Source organism: Oceanicaulis sp. LC35, assembly GCF_052055585.1.
In the GTDB taxonomy this organism is placed as follows: Bacteria; Pseudomonadota; Alphaproteobacteria; order Caulobacterales; family Maricaulaceae; genus Oceanicaulis.
This window is the reverse complement of the sequence record NZ_CP170485.1, coordinates 1,342,630-1,363,056: the sequence shown is the minus strand read 5'-3', so window position 1 is coordinate 1,363,056 and position 20,427 is coordinate 1,342,630. Positions and strand designations below refer to the sequence as shown.

Here is a 20,427-nt window from a genome sequence, read left to right as displayed (position 1 = left end):
CCTACTCCGCCGCTTGCAGGGTTTGACGCGCAACGGCCGCCGCGGCTGAACACTCAGCCATGGTCTTGGACGCCCGCGCGATCGGGTTGGTAAAGTAGAAATTCTCAACCGGGCTTTTGAACGGCGCATCGGACACATCGCCCGCTTCGCCCAGCTCGGCCGGTTTGAACTCAGCCGCCGACAGAGCACCCGGCGCATGGTCGATCTGGCCGAGGATCTCGTGATCGGAGATCAGCTTGGCGCGCAGCGCGTTCAGGCTGTCATAGGGCAGCGTCTTGCCAAGGCGCGCGGACAGAGCGCGGAAGATGGCCCAGTCCTCTTTCGCCTCGCCTTTGGGGAAGACGGCGCGTTCCGCCATCTGCACCCGGCCTTCGGTGTTCACATACAGGCCCGGCTTCTCGGTATAGGCGGCGGACGGCAGGATCAGATCTGCGCGCTGCGCGCCCTTGTCGCCGTGATGGCCCACATAGATGACGAAGGCGGAGCCCAGCCTGGACATGTCGATCTCGTCCGCGCCCAGAAGCACGACGGTTTCAACCTCGCCCGCGACCGCGCCGTCGAGGATGGCGTTCGTATCGCGACCGCCTTCACCCGGGATGAAGCCCAGATCGAGCGCGCCAACGCGGCTTGCCGCCGTGTGCAGCACGTTAAAGCCGTTCCAGCCGTCCTTGACTGCGCCGATCTTGTCAGCCAGCTCACCCGCCGCGCGCAGCACCTGCAGGCCGTCTTCACGGGCCAGCGCGCCAGCGCCGAGGATGATCATCGGACGCTCAGCGTCCTTGAGGGTCTTGATGAAGCCAGAGCGCTTGCCGGACAGAGCCGCCAGGTCAGACGCGCCCTCACCCACATGCGTGTAATCATAGGTCAGGTCATGGGCTTCACCGATGACGCCGATCTCGCACTTGCCGGTCAGCCAGCGCTGACGGATGCGGGCGTTCATCACAGCCGCTTCAACGCGCGGATTGGAGCCGACGATCAGAATGGCGTCGGCCTGATCAATCCCCTTGATGGTGGAGTTGAACAGATAGCTTTCGCGCGGACCCGCGCCGAGTTTCGAGCCATCCTGACGCGCGTCCAGCGATTTCACACCGAGCGCATCAAACAGGCTCTTCGCCGCGTACAGGCCCTCGACCTCATTGAGGTCGCCCGCAATGACGCCAATCTTCGAGGCGTCGCCGGAAAGCTTCTCTTCGGCGATGGTCAGCGCATCATCCCAGGAAATCGGGGCGAGCTTGCCATTGGTCTTGGCGAACGGGCGATCCAGACGCTGGCGGCCAAGGCCGTCCCACACAAAGCGGGATTTGTCGGAAATCCATTCCTCGTTCACGTCGTCATGCAGGCGCGGCATGATGCGCAGCACGGCGCCGCCGCGGCTGTCGACGCGGATGTTGGACCCAAGCGCGTCCATCACATCAATGGTCTCGGTCTTGGTCAGCTCCCACGGACGCGCGTTGAAGGCGTAGGGACGAGAGGTCAACGCGCCCACCGGGCACAGATCGATGACATTGCCCGAAAGCTCGGACGTCATGGACTGTTCCAGATAGGTGGTGATCTCCATGTTCTCGCCACGGCCGATCGCGCCCAGCTCGGGCACGCCCGCGATCTCGGTGGAGAAGCGGACGCAACGCGTGCACTGAATGCAGCGGGTCATCTCCGTCTTGATCAGCGGACCCATGTATTTTTCTTCGACCGCGCGCTTGTTCTCGTCAAAGCGAGACCCCGAGCGGCCATAGGCCAGAGACTGGTCCTGAAGGTCGCATTCGCCGCCCTGGTCACAGATCGGGCAATCGAGCGGGTGGTTGATGAGCAGGAACTCCATCACCCCTTCGCGCGCCTTCTTCACCAGCGGGCTGAGCGTGCGCATTTGCGGCGGCTCGCCATTCGGCCCGCCGCGCATGTCGCGCACCAGAAAGGCGCAGGAGGCGACGGGCTTGGGCGCGCCCACCAGCTCCACCAGGCACATGCGGCAGTTACCGGCCACCGACAGGCGCTCGTGATAGCAGAAGCGTGGAATTTCGCGGCCCGCCGCTTCAGACGCCTGCAGCAGGTTGTAATCGTTGGGGACGGTGACTTCCTCGCCGTCGATCACGATGGTGCGCAGATTGTCAGACATGTCTGGTTCCTACTCCGCAGCCTGGGGCACGAACACCGGCTTGCCGGCGCGGTAGTTGTTGATGCGATCCTCGATCTCGGAGCGGAAGTGGCGGATCAGACCCTGAACCGGCCAGGCCGCCGCATCGCCGAGCGCGCAGATGGTGTGGCCTTCCACCTGGCCGGCCACATCCAGAAGATCGTCAATCTCGCTGGTCTCCGCTTCGCCGCGGGACATGCGATCGAGAACGCGCCACATCCAGCCGGTGCCTTCACGGCACGGCGTGCACTGGCCGCAGCTCTCGTGCTTGTAGAAGTACGAGATGCGCGCGATCGCTTTGACGAGGTCAGTGGACTTGTCCATCACGATCACCGCGGCGGTGCCCAGGCCCGAGCGGTGTTCCTTCAGGGCATCAAAGTCCATCAGCACGTCGTCGCAAATGTCCTTGGGCAGCAGCGGCACGGACGAGCCGCCCGGAATGACCGCCTTGAGATTGTCCCAGCCGCCACGCACGCCGCCGCAATGGGTCTCGATCAGGGTCTTGAGCGGGATGCTCATCACCTCTTCGACATTGCACGGCGCGTTCACATGGCCTGAGATCGAGAACACCTTCGTGCCCGCATTGCCCTCGCGGCCAAAGCCCGCAAACCAGTCTGCGCCGCGGCGCAGGATGGTCGGAGCAACGGCGATGGATTCCACGTTGTTCACGGTGGTCGGCGCGCCATAAAGACCCGCATTCGCCGGGAAAGGCGGCTTCAGGCGCGGTTGGCCCTTCTTGCCTTCCAGGCTTTCCAGCAGCGCGGTTTCCTCGCCGCAGATGTAAGCGCCGGCGCCGTGGTGGATGTAGAGATCGAAATCCCAGCCATGGATGTTGTCCTTGCCGATCAGCTTGGCGTCATACGCCTCCTTGATGGCGGCTTCCATCCGGCCCAGCTCGAACTGGTACTCACCGCGGATATAGATGTAGCAAGCGTGCGCCTGCATGGCGAAAGACGCGATCAGGCAGCCCTCGATCAGGGTCTGGGGATCATTACGCATGATCTCCCGGTCCTTACAGGTGCCCGGTTCGGATTCGTCAGCGTTCACCACCAGATAGTGAGGGCGCGCCCCCACTTCCTTGGGCATGAACGACCATTTCAGGCCCGTCGGGAAGCCTGCGCCACCACGGCCACGCAGACCGGATTTCTTCATCTCGTCGATGATCCAGTCACGGCCTTGCTCAAGGATCTCCTTGGTGGCGTTCCAGTGACCGCGTTGCTTCGCCCCCTCAAGGCGCCAGTCATGGCGGCCATAGAGGTTGGTGAAGATCCGGTCCTTATCCTGCAACAGCTGGGTCATGGATTACCCTTCCGCCTTGCCGGCCAGGTCTTTGGCCTGGTCGATCCAGTTATCGCGCTCGATACGGCCGCGCAGCTTCAGCGCTGCATCAACCCAGGCTGATTCCTCGGCCGACCAGCTTGCGATCTGGCTGTAATGATACACGCCGATTTCGTTAAGCGAGGCTTCCAGTTTCGGACCGAGACCGGAAAGCTTTTTCAGATCATCGGCTTCGCCCTTGGGCTTCTTCAGAAGCGACGGCTTCTTGCCCGCGCCCGCATCCGACGCCGTCTCTTTGGGAGCAGTCGACTTGGCTTTCGCTTTGGGCTTGGCCTTGCTCTCGGCGGCCTTCTCCTGCGGCTTGGCCGGTTCGGCTTTCGGAGCTTCGGCTTTCTCGGCGCCCTTTGTGTTGGGCAGCGTGATTTTCTTGGCGCGAGAGCCGTCATAAAGGCTCTCGTCGACGAGCGTCTTCACGGTCGCCTGGGTCGGTTCGGAACAGGAGCGGCCCGAGATCGGCCCCGCCTTCACATCCTTGCCGGCGCGCAGATCATCAAGCATCTGCTCGAGCGCTTCCGGCGTCAGGTCTTCGTAATAGAGGTCTCCCTCGGTGTTGGAGATCTGGACCATCGGCGCGTTGGCGCAGGCGCCCAGGCACTCGACTTCTTCCCAGGCCAGAATGCCATCGGAAGAGACGTGCTCGCGCCCCTTCTTGCCGATCTTCTTCTCGCAGACCGCCTTGAGCGCATCAGCGCCGCGCAGCCAGCACGGGGTCGTGCCGCAAACCTGGATCAGGTGTTTGCCGGTCTGTTCGAGGTTGAACATGGTGTAGAAGGTCGCGACCTCGTACACGCGGATATACGGCATGCCGCAGCGGGCTGCGATCTCGCGCATGGCGGGTTCGGACACCCAGTTATCCTGCTTTTGCGCAATCCACAGCAGCGGGATCACCGCCGACGCCTTGCGCTCTTCAGGATATTTGGCGAGCCAGAATGCGACCTTGGCTTCGCTCTTCTCGTTGAAGGCGAAGCTTTCGGGTTGCTCGGCGGCGATGCGACGCGCGCTCATCGGTCAATCTCCCCGAACACGATGTCGAGTGAGCCCAGGATTGCGGAGACGTCCGCAAGCATGTGGCCCTTGTTCAGATGGTCCATGGCCTGAAGGTGCGGGAAACCGGGCGCACGGATCTTCAGACGGTAGGGTTTGTTGGTGCCGTCACCGATCAGATAGACGCCGAACTCGCCCTTGGGCGCTTCAACGGCGGCGTAATACTGACCTTCGGGCACGTGAACGCCCTCGGTGTAGAGTTTGAAGTGCTGGATGAGCGCTTCCATGGAGCGCTTCATCTCGGCGCGGCGCGGTGGTGCGAACTTGGTGTCAACCGGCAGCACATCGCCCTGGTTCTCCTCGCGGGAGAGCCAGTCACAGCATTGCTTCATGATCTTCACGGACTCGCGCATCTCTTCCATGCGGCACAGATAGCGGTCGTAATTGTCGCCGTTCTTGCCCAGCGGAATCTGGAATTCCAGCTCGTCATAGACCTCATAAGGCTGCGAGCGGCGCAGGTCCCAGGCGAGGCCCGATCCGCGCACCATGACGCCGGAGAAGCCCCATTCGAGCGCCTCCTGCTTGGTCACGACGCCGATATCGACGTTCCGCGCCTTGAAGATGCGGTTCTCGGTCAGAAGGGTCTCGAGATCATCCACATGCTGCGGGAACTGCTCGCACCACGCGATGATGTCATCAATCAGCTCTTGCGGCAGATCCTGGTGCACCCCGCCCGGGCGGAAGTAATGAGCATGCAGACGGGCGCCCGAGGCGCGCTCGTAAAAGCCCATCAGCTTTTCGCGCTCTTCAAAGCCCCACAGCGGCGGGGTCAGCGCGCCGACGTCCATCGCCTGAGTGGTGACGTTGAGGAGATGGTTCAGGATGCGGCCGATTTCGGAATACAGAACGCGCACATAGGAGGCGCGCTTGGGCACGGGAATGCCGGCGAGCTTCTCGATCGCCAGGCAGAACGCGTGCTCCTGGTTCATCGGCGCGACGTAATCAAGGCGGTCGAAATAGCCGATGCCCTGCAGGTACGTCTTGTGTTCGAGCAGCTTTTCGGTGCCGCGGTGCAGGAGACCGATGTGCGGGTCAACGCGCTCGACGACTTCGCCATCCAACTCCAGCACCATGCGCAGCACGCCGTGAGCGGCGGGGTGCACCGGGCCGAAGTTGATCGTGAAATTGCGGATATCGGTTTCAGCCATGTCAGGCGTTCCCCTGCGGCGCCATGGCCGCCATCAATTCTTCGCCGGTCATCTTCTTGGTGTCCTGCGCGAAGTCATAAAAACGCGGTTTCGCGTCGATGAAGACTTCCGAACGGAAAGTCGCAGTGTCGCTGAGCGGAACAGCGAAGGCGGAGATGGCGATCTTGTTGTGATCATCCGCCATGCGCCAGGCCAAGGCCGAACCGCACGTCTTGCAGAACAGGCGCTCGCCCCACTCAGAAGAGCGGAACACGCCAACAGCGTCCTCATTGTCAAAAGCCGGGGCCGAGACCGCCATCACATCCATGAAGGGGCCCGCAGACCAGGTCCGGCACTGTCCGCAATGGCAGGCGTCCACATTCTCGTCACGCAAGGTGACCGAGAAGGAGCAGGCGCCGCACAGACAGCTTCCCTGGACAGGTTCAGACATCAAGCGCCCTCCCCACCCGCTTTTTCGTCGCCGGGCAGCACGTATTTCGCGCCTTCCCAGGGGCTGAGGAAGTCAAAGTCACGGTATTCCTGAACCAGCTCGACCGGTTCATAAACCACGCGCTTCTGCTCTTCGTCATAGACGACCTGATTGAAGCCCGACAGCGGGAAGTCCTTGCGCAGCGGGTGACCATGGAAACCATAATCGGTCAGGATACGACGCAGATCCGGGTGATGGTCGAACAGGATGCCGTACATATCGAAGGCCTCACGCTCGAACCAGTTCGCAGCCGGGAATAACTCGACCGCTGACGCGACCGGGGTGTCTTCATCAGTGCTCAGAACCACGCGGATACGCTGGTTCAGATGCATGCTGAGAAGGTGGTAGACCACGTCGAAGCGATCCGTGCGGGACGGCCAGTCCACACCGCAGATATCGATCAGCGTCGTGAAGCGGCAAAGGGCGTCATCACGCAGGAAGCGCAGCACCTTCACAACGCGGTCGCGGTGAATGGTGAGCGTCAACTCATCATGGGCGACGTCCACGCTACGGACATCATCGCTCAGCGCGGTGGAAATATGCGCGCCCAGTTCAGTCATCGTTTCGGTCATGCTCATAAGAGCGTCTCCTAAACGGGCGCCTTAGCGCTCGATCGAGCCTTCGCGGCGAATTTTCTTCTGAAGCTGCAGGATGCCATAGACCAGCGCCTCAGCGGTCGGAGGACACCCTGGAACATAGATGTCGATCGGAACGATCCGGTCACATCCGCGCACCACAGAATAGGAATAATGGTAATAGCCGCCGCCATTGGCGCAGCTGCCCATCGAGATCACGTAGCGCGGCTCGGGCATCTGGTCGTAGACCTTGCGCAGGGCCGGAGCCATCTTGTTGGTGAGCGTACCCGCCACGATCATCACGTCGGACTGACGGGGCGAACCACGCGGCGCGGCGCCCAGACGCTCAACGTCATATCGCGGCATGGAGGCTTGCATCATCTCCACCGCGCAACAGGCCAGACCAAAGGTCATCCACATCAGAGAGCCGGTGCGCGCCCAGGTGATCAGGTCATCAGCTGCGGCGACAAGGAAACCCTTGTCCGCCAGCGCATCGCTGACGCCGTCAAAGAACGGGTCGTGCTTTTGCGGGTCGTAATGCGGCGTCTTGGCCGTAGCGGCGGAGCCCGCCGGAACAATCAGGTCAGACATGTGCCCTACTCCCAGTCCAGCGCGCCTTTGCGCCATTCATAAAGAAAGCCCACCGTGAGAACCCCCAGGAAGACCATCATCGACCAGAAGGCCGCGATGCTGCCGTCAAAGATCGGGAACAGCCAGGGGAACAGGAAGGCGACTTCGAGGTCGAAGATGATGAACAGGATCGCCACCAGATAGAAGCGCACGTCGAATTTCATCCGTGCGTCGTCAAAGGCGTTGAAGCCGCATTCATACGTGGAGACCTTTTCCGGATCGGGATCAGACGGCGCCAGCACGAAGGCGGCGAGAATGAACACGAGGCCCAGCCCGGCGGCTATGCCCAGAAAGATCAGGATCGGCAGATATTCCAACAGGAGCGCGTTCATGTGAGGTCGCACCCTTCCCCGCATCAAGATGGCCAAATGGACCGGTGATTCCGTTTTGCGTATCCGGCCACATAAATCCGAACAAACGCTTGCACAGTGAATCCCCGGCCGCGGTTGGGCGGAAGCTAGTCTTCTGACCGCGGCCTCGCAAGCTGAAAGCTCCGTCCAAATGCGCTCTAAAGTGGGGAAAACACGGCTATATTTGCGAATGCCTCTCAACTGCGATGGCAATTCTGTCATCTGTTTCATTTTCAGCAACGGATGAGACCGTGATACGGCGTATCTCAAGCAAGACGGCGCATGAGCGCCACGACTTCGCCAGGGGCAAACACGTGACACGCATTCTATACGCAGGCGGAGCGATTCTCGTCGCCGCCGCCTTGATCTGGTTCATCTTTTTCCGTGGCGGCTCGGCGGCGACAGGTGACCTTGTTGTTGAAACCTCGCCCGCCGAAGCGCGCGACATCTCGCGAATCGTTTCCTCCTCGGGCGCCATTGCTCCGCTTATCACCGTGGAAGTCGGCTCGCAGCTGTCCGGCCAAGTCCTCGAACTGCACGCTGACTTCAATGACGCGGTCTCTTCCGGCGATTTGCTGGCGCGAATCGATCCGCAAACCTTCGAGACCCGGGTTGAGGAGGCTCAGGCCAGCCTGGAAGTCGCCAGCGCGCAGGTCGCTGTGGCTCAAGCCAACCTCGAACGCGCCCGTGTTGATCTGGAAGTCTCCCAACGCAGCTTTGACCGCGCGCAGGAACTCGTGCAGCGCGGCACCTATTCACAGGCGCAGTATGACACTGCAGAATCAGCGCTCGCAGCCGCCAACGCCGCGCTATTGGTGGCCCAGGCCAATCTGCGAAACTCCCGCGCTAGCGAACAGCAACGCCGCGCCTCGCTGGAAAGCGCACAAGTAGATCTGGAGCGGACTTTCATTCGCTCTCCCATCGAAGGCGTGGTGATTGACCGCCAGATCGACGAAGGCCAAACGGTCGCCGCCTCCTTCAACGCGCCGGTGCTGTTCCTGATCGCGCAAGATTTATCGCGCATCCAGATCGAAGCCGAGATTGACGAGGCTGATATTGGCCAGATCGACGAAGGCCAGACCGTGACCTTTGACGTTGACGCCTATCCTGATCGCGACTTCGCCGGCGAAGTCACCCAGGTGCGTCTGGCGGCAACCAATGAAGCCAATGTCGTCACCTATACAGTGGTGATCCAGGCCGACAATCCGGGCCAGCGCCTGCTGCCCGGCATGACGGCGAACGTCTCCATCGTCACCGGCCAGGTCGACGGCGCGCTGTCGGTGCCCAACGCCGCCCTGCGCTTTACGCCCCGGGGCGCTGCAGAATCGCTGGTGGTCGCCAATGAGGCTGAACAGGGCGGTCGTGGCGGCGAAGGCCGCGGCGCAGCCATGATCGAACGGCTGGCCGAGCAATTGGAGCTGACGGACGAGCAACGCCCCGAAGTCGAGCGCGTCATGCGCGAAACCTTCCAGCAGATGCGCGCCCAGTTCCAGAACCCCTCGCCCGGCGCGCCGCCGCCCAACCCGCAAGCCCTGATCCGCCGCGCCCTGTCTGGCGTGCTCACAACGGACCAGCTGGCGCGCTATGACCAGCTGAGCCAGGAACGCGCCCAGCAACGCGATCAGGTGCGTCGCGGCTCGATCTGGGTGGAAACCGCAGACGGCCGCCTTCAGGAGCGTCCGGTCGGCATCGGCCTGTCAGACGGCCAGTACACCCAGATCGTGGGCGAAGCCCTGAACGCAGGCGACCGCGTCGTCACCCGCGTGCGCGAGACCGCCGGATGACCGAGCCTCTCATTCAGGCGCGCAATCTGACCCGGGTTTACACCCTCGGGGGCGGCGATGTGCATGCGCTCGCCGGCGTGGATTGCGACATCAATGCAGGCGAGTACGTCGCCATCATGGGGCCGTCCGGTTCGGGCAAATCCACCTTCATGAACATGGTGGGCGCGCTGGATCGACCGAGCTCCGGCGAGCTCATCATCGCCGGAGAAGCCCTGTCTGGCATGAGCCCGGACCAGCTGGCCGATTTCCGCAACCGCAAGGTTGGCTTCGTCTTCCAGCAGTTCAACCTGCTGCCCCGCACCACCGCGCTCGACAATGTGGCCCTGCCGCTCCTTTATCGCGGTCTGCCGCACAAGGAACGCAATGAACGGGCGGCGGAATGCCTGCGCATGGTCGGGCTGGGCGAGCGGATGGATCACCATCCCTCACAGCTCTCGGGCGGTCAGCAACAGCGCGTCGCGATTGCACGCGCACTGGCGGGCAAGCCTTCCATCCTCCTGGCCGACGAACCTACCGGCGCGCTCGACAGCCAAACCACCATCGAGGTGCTGGACATCCTCGATCAACTCAATGCCGAAGGCATCACCATCATCCTTGTCACCCACGAGGATGAGGTGGGCGCCCGCGCCAAACGCAGGATCTGGTTCCGCGACGGCCTGATCGTGGAGGACAGCCAATGAATATGATGGCGGCGATCGGGGTTGCTCTGACAGCCCTGCGCGTGAACGCGCTGCGCAGCTTTCTGGCCATTCTGGGCGTCATTTTCGGCGTCATGGCGGTGATCACGACCGTGTCTCTCGCCGATGGCGCCAGCCAGGCGGTCCAGGACCAGATTTCCTCACTGGGCTCCAACTCCCTGAACATTCGCGCCGGATCCAATGACCGGGGCGGTCGACGCGGCGGCGCCGGCAGCGGCACGCCCTTCTCTTCTGATGATGTGGACGCCATCCGCGATCAGGTAGACGTCATCGTGGCCGCGTCCGGCACGATCGACGGCTCGGTCACGGCAGTCGTCGACGGCGTGAACTGGCCGACCCAGATCAGCGGCGTGCATCCGGACTATCTCGAAATCCGGGACTGGACCATTTCGCAAGGACGCATGTTCTCGGTGGTCGATGTGGAACGCAGTAACCGGGTCGCGGTGCTGGGTCAGACCGTGGCTGAGGAGCTGTTTCCATCAGGCGGCGCGCTTGGAGCATCCGTGCGCCTGAACAGCCAGCCTTTTGAAGTGATCGGCATACTGTCCGAACGCGGCCAGTCGAGCTTCGGGCAGGATCAGGACGACATTATCATGGCGCCCATCTCTACCGTCCGTTCGCGGGTGGTGGGCTTTGCCCGCGCCGGCGTCCGCGATCCGGTCCAGCGCATCTGGGTGAAAGTCGCGGCCGGTGAAGACATGGACTACGCCACCGCCGAGCTTGAGAACTTCCTGCGGGTGCGGCGCGGCATTGATCCGGGTGACGAAGACGACTTCCAGGTCCGCAACTTCGCAGAATTCATCACCGCTTTCCGGGCCACCGAGACGGTGATGGGCCTGTTGCTCGCGGTCGCGGGTCTGATCACGCTGATCGTCGGCGGCATCGGCATCATGAACGTCATGCTGGTGTCTGTGACCGAACGGACGCGGGAGATTGGCCTGCGGCTCGCCATCGGCGCCCGCCGGGCGGATATCCGCAACCAGTTTCTGATCGAGTCGGTTGTGCTGTGTTCTGTCGGCGGGGTTCTGGGTCTGCTGTTCGGTCTGGGCCTTGCGCTTAGCATCGAACAGTTTGCCCCTGCCCTGGGCGTGAACCTCAATGTCGCGGTGAAACCGACCATCGCGCTGGTCGCCATCGGCGCCTCAACGGTGGTGGGCGTGCTGTTCGGCTTCTACCCGGCCCACCAGGCCAGCCGCCTCGACCCGATCACGGCGCTGCGTCACGAATAGGCGTCAGCCCGATCGCCAACTGAAAAGGCCGCCCTGAGGGCGGCCTTTTTTGCATCTGATCACAGGCGGAGCGGCATCAAGACCGGACACACACCAAGAGGTTCAAATGTCAGCCAAAATTCGCCCGCTCATCGTGCTGGAAGTTCTTCTGCTGGCCGCTCTGGCCATGTCGATCAAAGCCCTGTTCGCACTTGTCGCCTGGCGCTATGCCGGTCCATTGACGTTGCTTGTCCTGCTATCGGGGCTGACCGTCTATTTCAGTTTTCGTGGCCTGAGCTGGCGCCATTACGGCCTCGTCCGCCTGCCGAAGCTGAAATCCTGGCTATTGCTGCCTTTTCAAAGCCTTCTGGCGATCATCTCCATCCTCGGAACCGGTGTTGGCGCGGCAATGCTGGGCGGCGCGCTGGGCTTTGAATTCATGACCCAGGAGCCTGAGGGCGTGATGGATCGCTTCGGGGCCGTAGCCGATGGAAGCCTGCCCCATTATCTGCTCTGGCTCGCCATTGCGATCCTCGCGGCAGGTCTGGGCGAGGAAGTGTTCTTCCGCGGCTACATGATCAACCGACTGAGAGACGGTCTGGGCAGCGACGTCTTCATGACCGTGCTCACCATCCTCCTGCCCGCCCTCTATTTCGGCTATGGCCATGTGTATTATCAGGGCCTGCGCGGTCTGATCGTCACCGGACTCATTGGCCTCGCGCTGGGCGTTTTGTTCGTGCTGTACAAGCGTAATCTCTGGCCGCTCGTCATTGCGCACGCCAGCGTTGACTGCCTGGTGTTCACAGCGTTGTTCTTCCAGCTTGATATCTAGACACACGGCTCCGGATCGGGTCGCGTCGCTATCGTCTTGTCGGGGAAGAGAAATCGATCCGAACTGGCGCGAGTGACGGGACTCGAACCCGCGACCTCCGGCGTGACAGGCCGGCGCTCTAACCAACTGAGCTACACCCGCCCGGATCGATACGCCAGACAGGTCCGGCGAAATCAAAAAGCCGCCTGTGGCGGCTTGTCCTGCTGATCTGAACTGGCGCGAGTGACGGGACTCGAACCCGCGACCTCCGGCGTGACAGGCCGGCGCTCTAACCAACTGAGCTACACCCGCTCAGATCATTCGCGGCGCATGGCCGCGTCAGGAAGCGTGTGTCTAAAGGCGCTCCGCACGACGGTCAAGCGGGTTTTGCCAGCAAGTGCAGCGCCTCACTGTGGGAAAATCACAGCCACGTGAAGCCGCTCGCAGCGCTTTAACTCGAGCGCTAAGCTGCCCCGATGACACAGTCCCGCCCCCTGCTCAGAACCAGCCTGTTTCTGGCGCTCGCCGCCCCCTTGCTGCTCGGCATCGCCGCCTCCTGCAGCCCGGTTCGATACATCATGATGACCGCCAGCCCGACCGGCGCAGGCCCGGACGCAGAACCGTCCCTGCCCGGTCTGGAAAACGGGCTGGACGGTTGGATACAGGCCCGGCCAGAGGTTCAGGCGCTCCTGTCTGAAACGCTCTATGGCGCGCCCTTGCCTGTGGGTGTCGTCGAGGTGACGTCCAGAGCGCTGATTGATGACGCCGCCTATAATGGCGCGGGGCGGCTGGAAATGCTGACGCTCTTGATCTCCCTTCCCGATGACGGTCAGGGCGTGATTGATCTGGCGCTAGTGACTCCCAATGGCTCAAGCAGCGCGGCGCCGGCGATTCTCATCCCGAGCGATTGTGGTCTTCAGGCCCAGCTTCTTCGCACGGACATTTCGCTCAACCGCAACCCGGTCCCGTCTTACTGCGAACCCACCGGCTCAATGCTGGAAGAGTACGCCAGCAGCTTCTTTGGCGAATATGTCGTCAGCCCGCCGATCGAACAGATCCTGCGTCGGGGCTATGCCGTCGCCGCCTGGCATGAAAGCGATATCGCCCCGGACCGCGCCAGCCTGCATGGCGAAACGCTCAGCGCGCTCGGCCTTGATCCGGACGCGCCCGATCGCCCCGGGGTCATCGGGGTCTGGGCCTGGATGATGAGCCGCGTTGCAGATGCTCTCGAAACCGATCCGCAGATTGATGCCAGTCGTTTGGCCGTGATGGGCCATTCCCGCCGCGCCAAGGCGGCCTTGCTGGCCGGAGCGCGCGATGAGCGGATTGGCGTGGTTCTCGCGCACCAGTCCGGCACGGGGGGCGCCTCACTGCATCGGGACAATCTGGGAGAGCCCATTGGCTCAATCACCGACAGCTATCCGCACTGGTTTGCACCCGGCTATGCCGCCTATGCCGAGCATGAGGACGAGCTGCCGCTGGACGCCCATTACCTGCTCGCGCTGATCGCCCCTCGCAGCGTGCTTCTGGGTAATAGCTGGCGTGATGTCTGGTCTGACCCGGCCGGCGCCTGGCGCGCCGCCGAAGCGGCGAGCCCGGTCTGGTCCTTGTATGGCGTTGATGGCCTGAACCAGACCCGGCTTGATCAGATGGATGCCAGTGGGCGTCTCGCCTATCACATCCGCCCGGCCACGCATGGCGTGCGCGCCGAGGACTGGAACGCCTTCCTCGACTTTCTGGATGCGCGACTGGAGCCCTAGCGCTCCAGCTCGGCATAGATATCCATGAGCGGGGTATCCATCCGGCCCATCCACCATTTCAGATCCTGATGGAAATAGGCGCGATAGCGGTCGTAGACCCGGTTCTCAGGATGGACTTTCTCCAAAGCATCGCGCCAACGCCGCGCCCGGTCCTGCGCCCCCGAAAACAGGGCATCCGCATTCATCGGAGCCGGACTGCCCTGCCCCAAGGTCTCATATCCTGAATTGATGACGCGAATGGCGGCCACGGCAGGGAGCATCCGGCAGAACGACGCCACATAGAAATCCGCCCACCAGTCAAACAACACCCGCTCGTCCAGTATATTGTTCTTGATACCGACAGCGCCCAATTCCATCACATTGAGAACCCGCAGAACCCGGCGATAGGCGCTGCGCGCGCTTTCGAGCTGATGAGGCATCAGAGTGCTTGCGCCGGGATCGACAATCATGCGCGGCGTCAGCGTATTCACTCGCTCGATGAAGAGCTCGCCATAGGCCTTGTAGCCTTCAAGGATTTCGCGATCTGATTCAGATTGCAGAAGAAAGGTCAGCGTGTTCTGGCGACGCGCTTCGTCCCGAACGGTCCTGTCGCGATTGTCAGCATCCTTGATCAGCGCACCGACCTGACGAAACGCCACCCAGACCAACCCGGCGGTTGCCAGGGCCGTAGCGGTGGTCGCCCAGAAAACAGGATCAAGCCAAGCAGGCGCAGACTCCTGCGCAGCTACAGCTTCATAGGCCCGGATAGCGTCCAGATAGGCTTGTGCGAGCTCAGGCGGGACCGGGGTTCGCATGCCTCAGTCCGCTCTAGTGTCCGTGCATTCCGCCGCGCTGGCTCATCTTCAAACCCTTCAGAGGATGTCTGACTACTCGCTATATATAAAAATTTTGCACCGGGCATGCAAGCTAAACCGGCTAGACCCAACGTTTGATCCGACCCCGGCGAACCTCTTTGAGTTCAGCGGATTCAGCGCCCAGCGTCGCCCGGCTCCAGCCCAGTCGCCAGGCTGAATAGGCGCGTTGCCGATCCTCGCCTTCAAGGCCCGCCTCATCCATCGCTTTGACGAAGGCGGCGTAGTCCTCAAAGTCCGTACCGGCATGGGCGGCCTTGAACGCGTCAAACGTACTCATCAGGCGCACTCCCCGACCCTGCGAGCCCGAACTCGCAGTACTGAACAGAAAGACTGTCCGAGCCGCTCGGCGGCGGCAATGGGGAAATATCCCGACACTCTGGGTCCTGTAAGTGAAGTCCAGGCCGGATGGTGGGTGGTGACGGGGTCGAACCGCCGACCTACTGGGTGTAAACCAGTTGCTCTACCAGCTGAGCTAACCACCCGCTTCCGACTCGGAAGGGTCGCCCTTTTAGCCTTCAAGTTGGGTCGGCTTCAAGCGGTCAGAACCGTATGAGCCGAAACGTCGAACAGATTTCGCATGTCCCGCAAGGTGCTCAAGCGCACGCGCCACGGCCTTGTCTTCTTCATGCCCTTCCAGATCGAGAAAGAACATCTGCTCCCAGGGCGCGCCATGAACCGGGCGGCTTTCAAGCTTGGTCATGTTCACCCCGTGCTGACGGAAGCCGTCCAGCGCATCCACAAGCGAGCCCGAGGCATCCGACGTGATAAAGACGAGCGAGGTCTTGCACGGCAAGAGCGGCGACGCCGGCGCTGGATCAACCGCCAGAGCGACAAAACGGGTCTCATTGCCCTCGAAATCGGAAATGTTGGGCTCGATCACGTTCAGACCGAAGAGGCGCGCGGCGTCCGGCCCTGCGACCGCAGCAACGGACGGGCCTTCATCCAGCGCGCGCTCCAGCGCCCGTGTGGTGGAGGTGACCGGGATTTTCTTGAGATCCGTGCGCGAATTGAGCCATCGCTGCGCCTGACGCAGGGCTTGCGGGTGGCCATACACGGTGCGCACCGGGCCGAGATCGGTCGCCTTTCCCATCAGGGCGTGCTGGATCTTCATATGGTGCTCGCCGGCGATCTTGAGATTGGAGTCCCGCAGCAGGTCATAGACCTCGTTCACCCCGCCCGTGGCCGTGTTCTCGATCGGCAGGAAACCGTAATCGGCTTCTCCATCCTCCAGCGCCTTGAAGATGGCGGCATAGTCGCGCTTGAGCACTGGAGCCACGCCGGAATACCGGCCCGAAAAGTGCGCATTCGCTGCGAACTGGGAGTATGAACCCGGGCCGCCGAGATAGGCCACACGCGCTTCGGTCAGCATCGCATCGCCAACCCGGGCATCCAGCGTGGCGCGCTGGCGACGCAGGGAGTCATCGATGATCGCCTGAAACAGCGTCTCCACAAAGCTGTCTGACAGGCCCAGCTCGCGCCCTTTCGCTACAGCGCGTTCGATCACAGCGCGTTCGCGTTCGGTGTCACGGACAGGGCTCTGATCGCCCGCCTTCAGCGCCACAAGGGCTTCAACGAGGCGACGACGCTCCGCCAGTATCTTCAGGATCTCGGAATCGGTCGCATCAATGGCCTGACGCAGGATCTGGCGTTCGTCATGCGGCTTGGTCGGGCTCATTGCCTCATCTCCCAATAAAAAACCCCGCCATCGGGCGGGGCTGGTGACTTTTTCTTGCAAGCAAGCAGCGTCAACCGGCCCCGAGGGGACGATAAAAATAGCCGCCAAAGAAAAAGAGGTTCGCAGTCATCATGCGTTGCAGCATGGAATGGTCGCAGAGCTTCGGTCAAGCCCTTATGGCCGGACATTTGACATTCTTCACGCAACACCGCCCGATAGCGGCTCACTTGCCTCAAGGACATCCAGACCATGCTGACCGCCCTCACCACCGCCGCCCTGATGACCGCGCTGCCTCATGCCGTGATCGAGACCACCCACGGGAATATTGAGGTCGAGCTCAACGAGACCGCGGCTCCAGTGTCCGTCGCCAATTTCATCGCCCATGCCCGGGCAGGTCATTTTGATGGCGGAAGCTTCTATCGCACCGTCCGTGACGATAATGAGCGCGAGGGCGTCGCGCCAATGAACCTCATTCAGGGCGGACACAGCTTTGACGGGCTTCCTGAAGCTGAGGGCATTGCGCATGAGAGCACACTTGAGACAGGCCTCACCCACAGCCGGGGCGCAATTTCCATGGCGCGCGATGAACCGGGAACGGCGACCACCGAGTTCTTCATCATGGTCAATGACTATCCAGGCCTCGACGCCGGCCCAGATGGCCGCAATCCCGATGAATCCGGCTACGCCGTCTTTGGGGCGGTGACGGAAGGCATGGATGTCGTGGAGCGGATCTGGATGGCGCCCGCGAGCCTGGAGCACGCTCCGGAAAGCTTCCCCTACCCGCAATTCATCACCGAGCCGGTGCAGATCGTAACGGTCCGCATTCTTGATGAAGTGGCGGAAAACTAGTCTTTCAGCTCAAGCCTCAGACGGGTCAGGCGCTCGGCGACATCATGCGCCGTCGCCTCGCCCATCATCTTTTCCAGGCGAGCATTCACGCCTTCAAACGCCAGGCGCGCACGCCCCGCCTTCTCCACGCCTTCCGCACTGACTTTCAACCGCCAACGGCGACGGTCGCTGGCGTCGCGCGTGCGTTCGATCAGACCTTCACGCTGCAAACGCGCCACCATCTGCGTTACGGCGGGCTCAGACAGCTCAAGGCGCACGGCAATGTCACTCTGGGTGGCCTCAGGGTCACGGATCACCACGCCCAGAAGCGCAGCCTGCGCGACTGTCAGACCCGCTGCTTCGATCACCACGGAATCCGCTTCCTGACGCAAGCGCTCAGCGGTTTTGATCACGGCGGAATACAATCGGGGGGTGGTGTCGCTCATTCACTCACTCTCGACTCGATGACCCGCCGATCTGACGAGACGTGGACATGACAGTTTTATCGCTATCCCAGTTTGGTCAGGAAAGCCAAGTCGCTAAACGTCTAAACTGTTCTCGCCCCGGCATAGAAAAGGCCCCGGAGCATGCTCCGGGGCCTTCATCAGACTGCAGGTCTGTTAGTGAGGGCGTTGTTCGCCCCCACCGCTGACTTCCGTAGAGCCCGGCAGGGCTGCAAGTGCTGCAGCTTCAGCTTCCGTCCACTCCACAGGCTTGATCGGTTCGGCGAGCGCCGTGTTGAGAACTTCCTCAACCGTCTCGACCGGAATGATCTCGAGCCCTTCCTTGACGTTGTCCGGGATCTCGGCGAGGTCCTTTTCATTGTCCTTGGGGATCAGGACGGTTTTCACGCCGCCGCGCAGGGCCGCCAGCAGTTTCTCCTTCAGGCCGCCAATCGGCAGGACACGACCCCGCAGGGTGATCTCACCGGTCATCGCCACATCCTTGCGCACCGGCACGCCGGTCAGCGTTGACACGATGGCGGTGATCATGGCGCCGCCCGCTGACGGGCCATCCTTGGGTGTTGCGCCTTCGGGCACGTGCACGTGGATGTCGGTCGTGCGGAACACGGTCGGCTTGATCCCGAGCGTCGGAGCCCGGCTCTGCACGAACGAGTTCGCAGCCGAGATGGATTCCTTCATCACGTCCTTGAGGTTGCCCGTGACCTTCATGGCGCCGCGACCGGGCATCTTGACCGCTTCAATGGTCAGGAGATCGCCGCCCACTTCAGTCCAGGCCAGACCCGTGACCAGACCCACCTTGTCCTCGGCTTCGGTTTCGCCGAAGCGGAACTTCCGAACGCCAGCGAACTCATCAAGATTGTCCGCATTGATCGTCACATGCTCGGCGTCACCGGCCACCAGCTTGCGCACAGTCTTGCGGGCCAGACGCGCGATTTCACGCTCCAGATTCCGCACGCCGCTTTCTCGGGTGTAGTAACGGATCAGGTCACGCAGGGCGCTATCCTCGACCGTCCACTCGGCTTGCTTCAGCGCATGGGTCTTGAGCTGTTTGGGGATGAGGTGACGGCGAGCGATCTCGACCTTCTCATCTTCCGTATAGCCCGCGATACGGATGATCTCCATGCGGTCCAGAAGCGGTTGCGGCAGGTTCAGCGTGTTCGCCGTAGTGATGAACATCACGTCGGACAGGTCATAATCCACTTCCAGATAGTGATCGTTGAAGGTGGAGTTCTGTTCCGGATCGAGCACTTCGAGCAGCGCCGAGGCCGGGTCGCCGCGATAGTCCGCGCCCAGCTTGTCGATTTCATCCAGCAGGATGATCGGATTGGTGGACTTGGCTTTCTTGAGCGACTGGATGATGCGGCCCGGCATGGAGCCGATATAGGTCCGGCGGTGACCGCGGATCTCGGCTTCATCGCGCACGCCGCCCAGCGACACGCGCACAAACTCGCGCCCCGTCGCTTCCGCGATCGAGCGGCCCAGCGAGGTCTTGCCCACGCCCGGAGGGCCAACAAGGCACAGGATCGGGCCGCGCATCTTCTTCACGCGGGTCTGAACCGCAAGATGCTCGACAATGCGTTCCTTGACCTTCTCAAGGCCAAAATGATCGCGGTCCAGAACCTGCTCGGCCTGCCCCAGATCCTTCTTCAGGCGCTTGCGCTTGCCCCAGGGCAGCGCCAGCATCCATTCCAGATAGTTGCGCACCACAGTGGCTTCCGCCGACATGGGGCTCATCTGACGCAGCTTCTTGAGCTCGGCCTCGGCCTTCTCGCGCGCTTCCTTGCTGAGCTTGGCCTCGGCGAGTTTCTCCTCGAGTTCGGTCAGTTCTTCACGACCGTCATCACCCTCACCCAGCTCGCGCTGGATCGCCTTCATCTGCTCGTTCAGATAATATTCGCGCTGGGTCTTCTCCATCTGCCGCTTCACGCGGTTGCGGATCTTCTTCTCGACCTGCAGCACGCTGATCTCGCCTTCCATCAGCGCGAACACCTTTTCGAGGCGTTCAGCGACATTGGAATTGGCCATCAGCTCCTGCTTCTCGGAGATTTTCACCGACAGATGCGCGGCGATGGTGTCAGCCATCTTTGCGGCGTCAGAAATCTCGCCCACAGCAGACAGCGCCTCGGGCGGGACTTTCTTGTTGAGCTTGACGTAGTCTTCGAACTTTTCGGCCGCAGCACGCATCAGCGCCTCGACCTCAGCCGGATCAGCCACCTTCTCTTCGACCAGCTCGGCTTCCGCTTCGAAATAGGCCTGATTGTCCAGGAAGCGGGTAATCGTCATACGGCGACCGCCCTCGACCAGCACCTTCACGGTGCCGTCAGGCAATTTAAGAAGCTGCAGCACGGATGCGACGACGCCGTCTGTGTAAACCGCCTCATGGGCTGGATCGTCGTCGGCGGCGTTCTTCTGGGTGGCCAGCAGGATCTGCTTGTCCGCGCGCATGACTTCTTCAAGCGCCCGCACCGATTTCTCGCGGCCCACGAACAGGGGCACGATCATGTGCGGGAACACGACGATGTCGCGCAGCGGCAGCAGAGGAAGCGTTTTTGTGTCGCTCATAGTCATTCTCCAATGGGCCGGGTCACCCCCGTTCCGGGGCGCAACTCAACCTCGCCGACCCTTGCGGCATCGGCCTTCACGACCAGGCCCGCTCATCA

The 20,427-nt window shown here is 62.1% G+C and carries 19 protein-coding genes and 3 tRNA genes; 6 read left to right on the top strand and 16 right to left on the bottom strand.

From position 1 onward, the window contains the following. Position 1: 1 nt before the first annotated feature. From nuoG to ACFELO_RS06395, 8 genes are read right to left on the bottom strand one after another with little or no spacing between them, the layout of a single operon-like run. A complete protein-coding gene (nuoG, locus tag ACFELO_RS06430; protein WP_440959715.1) occupies positions 2–2,113 on the bottom strand; it encodes an NADH-quinone oxidoreductase subunit NuoG in 2,112 nt (703 codons plus the stop codon). A gap of 9 nt (positions 2,114–2,122) precedes the next feature. Beyond that, positions 2,123–3,430, bottom strand: coding sequence for an NADH-quinone oxidoreductase subunit NuoF (nuoF, locus tag ACFELO_RS06425; protein ID WP_440959714.1), 1,308 nt, complete (start codon positions 3,428–3,430; stop codon positions 2,123–2,125). Positions 3,431–3,433: 3 nt separating this feature from the next. Then, positions 3,434–4,474, bottom strand: a complete 1,041-nt coding sequence (gene nuoE / locus ACFELO_RS06420) for an NADH-quinone oxidoreductase subunit NuoE (protein WP_440959713.1) — start codon at positions 4,472–4,474, stop codon at positions 3,434–3,436. Next, positions 4,471–5,661, bottom strand: coding sequence for an NADH-quinone oxidoreductase subunit D (locus tag ACFELO_RS06415; protein ID WP_440959712.1), 1,191 nt, complete (start codon positions 5,659–5,661; stop codon positions 4,471–4,473). The genes nuoE and ACFELO_RS06415 overlap by 4 nt, the downstream gene beginning before the upstream one ends. A gap of 1 nt (position 5,662) precedes the next feature. Next, a complete protein-coding gene (locus tag ACFELO_RS06410) occupies positions 5,663–6,091 on the bottom strand; it encodes a GFA family protein (RefSeq protein WP_440959711.1) in 429 nt (142 codons plus the stop codon). Then, positions 6,091–6,702, bottom strand: a complete 612-nt coding sequence (locus ACFELO_RS06405) for an NADH-quinone oxidoreductase subunit C (RefSeq protein WP_440959902.1) — start codon at positions 6,700–6,702, stop codon at positions 6,091–6,093. The genes ACFELO_RS06410 and ACFELO_RS06405 overlap by 1 nt, the downstream gene beginning before the upstream one ends. Before the next feature lie 30 nt (positions 6,703–6,732). Then, the gene (locus ACFELO_RS06400) at positions 6,733–7,332 is read right to left on the bottom strand and encodes a NuoB/complex I 20 kDa subunit family protein (RefSeq protein WP_440959710.1); all 600 of its coding nucleotides are present in this window, start codon (positions 7,330–7,332) and stop codon (positions 6,733–6,735) included. Then, positions 7,302–7,667 (bottom strand): NADH-quinone oxidoreductase subunit A, encoded by a 366-nt coding sequence (locus ACFELO_RS06395; RefSeq protein WP_440959709.1) that lies wholly within the window; start codon positions 7,665–7,667, stop codon positions 7,302–7,304. The genes ACFELO_RS06400 and ACFELO_RS06395 overlap by 31 nt, the downstream gene beginning before the upstream one ends. A gap of 332 nt (positions 7,668–7,999) precedes the next feature. Between ACFELO_RS06395 and ACFELO_RS06390 the strand changes: the two genes are divergently transcribed. The 4 genes from ACFELO_RS06390 to ACFELO_RS06375 all read left to right on the top strand — a co-directional run bounded on the left by ACFELO_RS06390 (position 8,000) and on the right by ACFELO_RS06375 (position 12,207). Further along, positions 8,000–9,469 carry an efflux RND transporter periplasmic adaptor subunit gene (locus tag ACFELO_RS06390; RefSeq protein WP_440959708.1) on the top strand — a complete coding sequence of 490 codons (1,470 nt, stop codon included), beginning with the start codon at positions 8,000–8,002 and terminating at the stop codon, positions 9,467–9,469. Next, entirely contained in the window at positions 9,466–10,149 is a 684-nt protein-coding gene (locus tag ACFELO_RS06385; RefSeq protein ID WP_440959707.1) for an ABC transporter ATP-binding protein, read from the top strand. The genes ACFELO_RS06390 and ACFELO_RS06385 overlap by 4 nt, the downstream gene beginning before the upstream one ends. Beyond that, complete coding sequence (locus tag ACFELO_RS06380) at positions 10,146–11,396, top strand: ABC transporter permease (RefSeq protein WP_440959706.1); 1,251 nt, start codon at positions 10,146–10,148, stop codon at positions 11,394–11,396. The genes ACFELO_RS06385 and ACFELO_RS06380 overlap by 4 nt, the downstream gene beginning before the upstream one ends. A gap of 106 nt (positions 11,397–11,502) precedes the next feature. After that, positions 11,503–12,207, top strand: coding sequence for a lysostaphin resistance A-like protein (locus ACFELO_RS06375; protein WP_440959705.1), 705 nt, complete (start codon positions 11,503–11,505; stop codon positions 12,205–12,207). A 64-nt stretch (positions 12,208–12,271) separates the two neighbouring features. On the opposite strand, the gene ACFELO_RS06370 is transcribed toward ACFELO_RS06375, so the two are convergent. Beyond that, positions 12,272–12,348, bottom strand: a tRNA-Asp gene (locus ACFELO_RS06370). A gap of 73 nt (positions 12,349–12,421) precedes the next feature. Then, a tRNA-Asp gene (locus ACFELO_RS06365) sits at positions 12,422–12,498 on the bottom strand. A gap of 164 nt (positions 12,499–12,662) precedes the next feature. Here ACFELO_RS06365 and ACFELO_RS06360 point away from each other — a divergent pair. Further along, positions 12,663–13,946, top strand: coding sequence for a glucuronyl esterase domain-containing protein (locus tag ACFELO_RS06360; protein ID WP_440959704.1), 1,284 nt, complete (start codon positions 12,663–12,665; stop codon positions 13,944–13,946). On the opposite strand, the gene ACFELO_RS06355 is transcribed toward ACFELO_RS06360, so the two are convergent. From ACFELO_RS06355 to ACFELO_RS06340, 4 genes are all read right to left on the bottom strand, one after another. Beyond that, on the bottom strand, positions 13,943–14,740 hold the full coding sequence (locus ACFELO_RS06355; protein WP_440959703.1) for a DUF4760 domain-containing protein: 798 nt from the start codon (positions 14,738–14,740) through the stop codon (positions 13,943–13,945). The two genes, ACFELO_RS06360 and ACFELO_RS06355, sit on opposite strands and share 4 nt — an antisense overlap. 121 nt (positions 14,741–14,861) lie before the next feature. Next, a complete protein-coding gene (locus ACFELO_RS06350; RefSeq protein ID WP_440959702.1) occupies positions 14,862–15,077 on the bottom strand; it encodes a hypothetical protein in 216 nt (71 codons plus the stop codon). Positions 15,078–15,206: 129 nt separating this feature from the next. Continuing rightward, a tRNA-Val gene (locus tag ACFELO_RS06345) sits at positions 15,207–15,282 on the bottom strand. 26 nt (positions 15,283–15,308) lie between these two features. Then, positions 15,309–16,475: a bifunctional chorismate mutase/prephenate dehydratase gene (locus ACFELO_RS06340; RefSeq protein WP_440959701.1), complete on the bottom strand. Its 1,167-nt coding sequence runs from the start codon at positions 16,473–16,475 to the stop codon at positions 15,309–15,311. 249 nt (positions 16,476–16,724) lie between these two features. Between ACFELO_RS06340 and ACFELO_RS06335 the strand changes: the two genes are divergently transcribed. Continuing rightward, the gene (locus ACFELO_RS06335) at positions 16,725–17,324 is read left to right on the top strand and encodes a peptidylprolyl isomerase (RefSeq protein ID WP_440959700.1); all 600 of its coding nucleotides are present in this window, start codon (positions 16,725–16,727) and stop codon (positions 17,322–17,324) included. Here ACFELO_RS06335 and ACFELO_RS06330 read toward each other — a convergent pair. Both ACFELO_RS06330 and lon read right to left on the bottom strand, forming a co-directional pair. After that, complete coding sequence (locus ACFELO_RS06330) at positions 17,321–17,749, bottom strand: MarR family winged helix-turn-helix transcriptional regulator (RefSeq protein ID WP_440959699.1); 429 nt, start codon at positions 17,747–17,749, stop codon at positions 17,321–17,323. The genes ACFELO_RS06335 and ACFELO_RS06330 overlap by 4 nt on opposite strands. A 174-nt stretch (positions 17,750–17,923) precedes the next feature. After that, positions 17,924–20,329 carry an endopeptidase La gene (gene lon, locus ACFELO_RS06325; RefSeq protein ID WP_440959698.1) on the bottom strand — a complete coding sequence of 802 codons (2,406 nt, stop codon included), beginning with the start codon at positions 20,327–20,329 and terminating at the stop codon, positions 17,924–17,926. Positions 20,330–20,427: the final 98 nt, after the last annotated feature.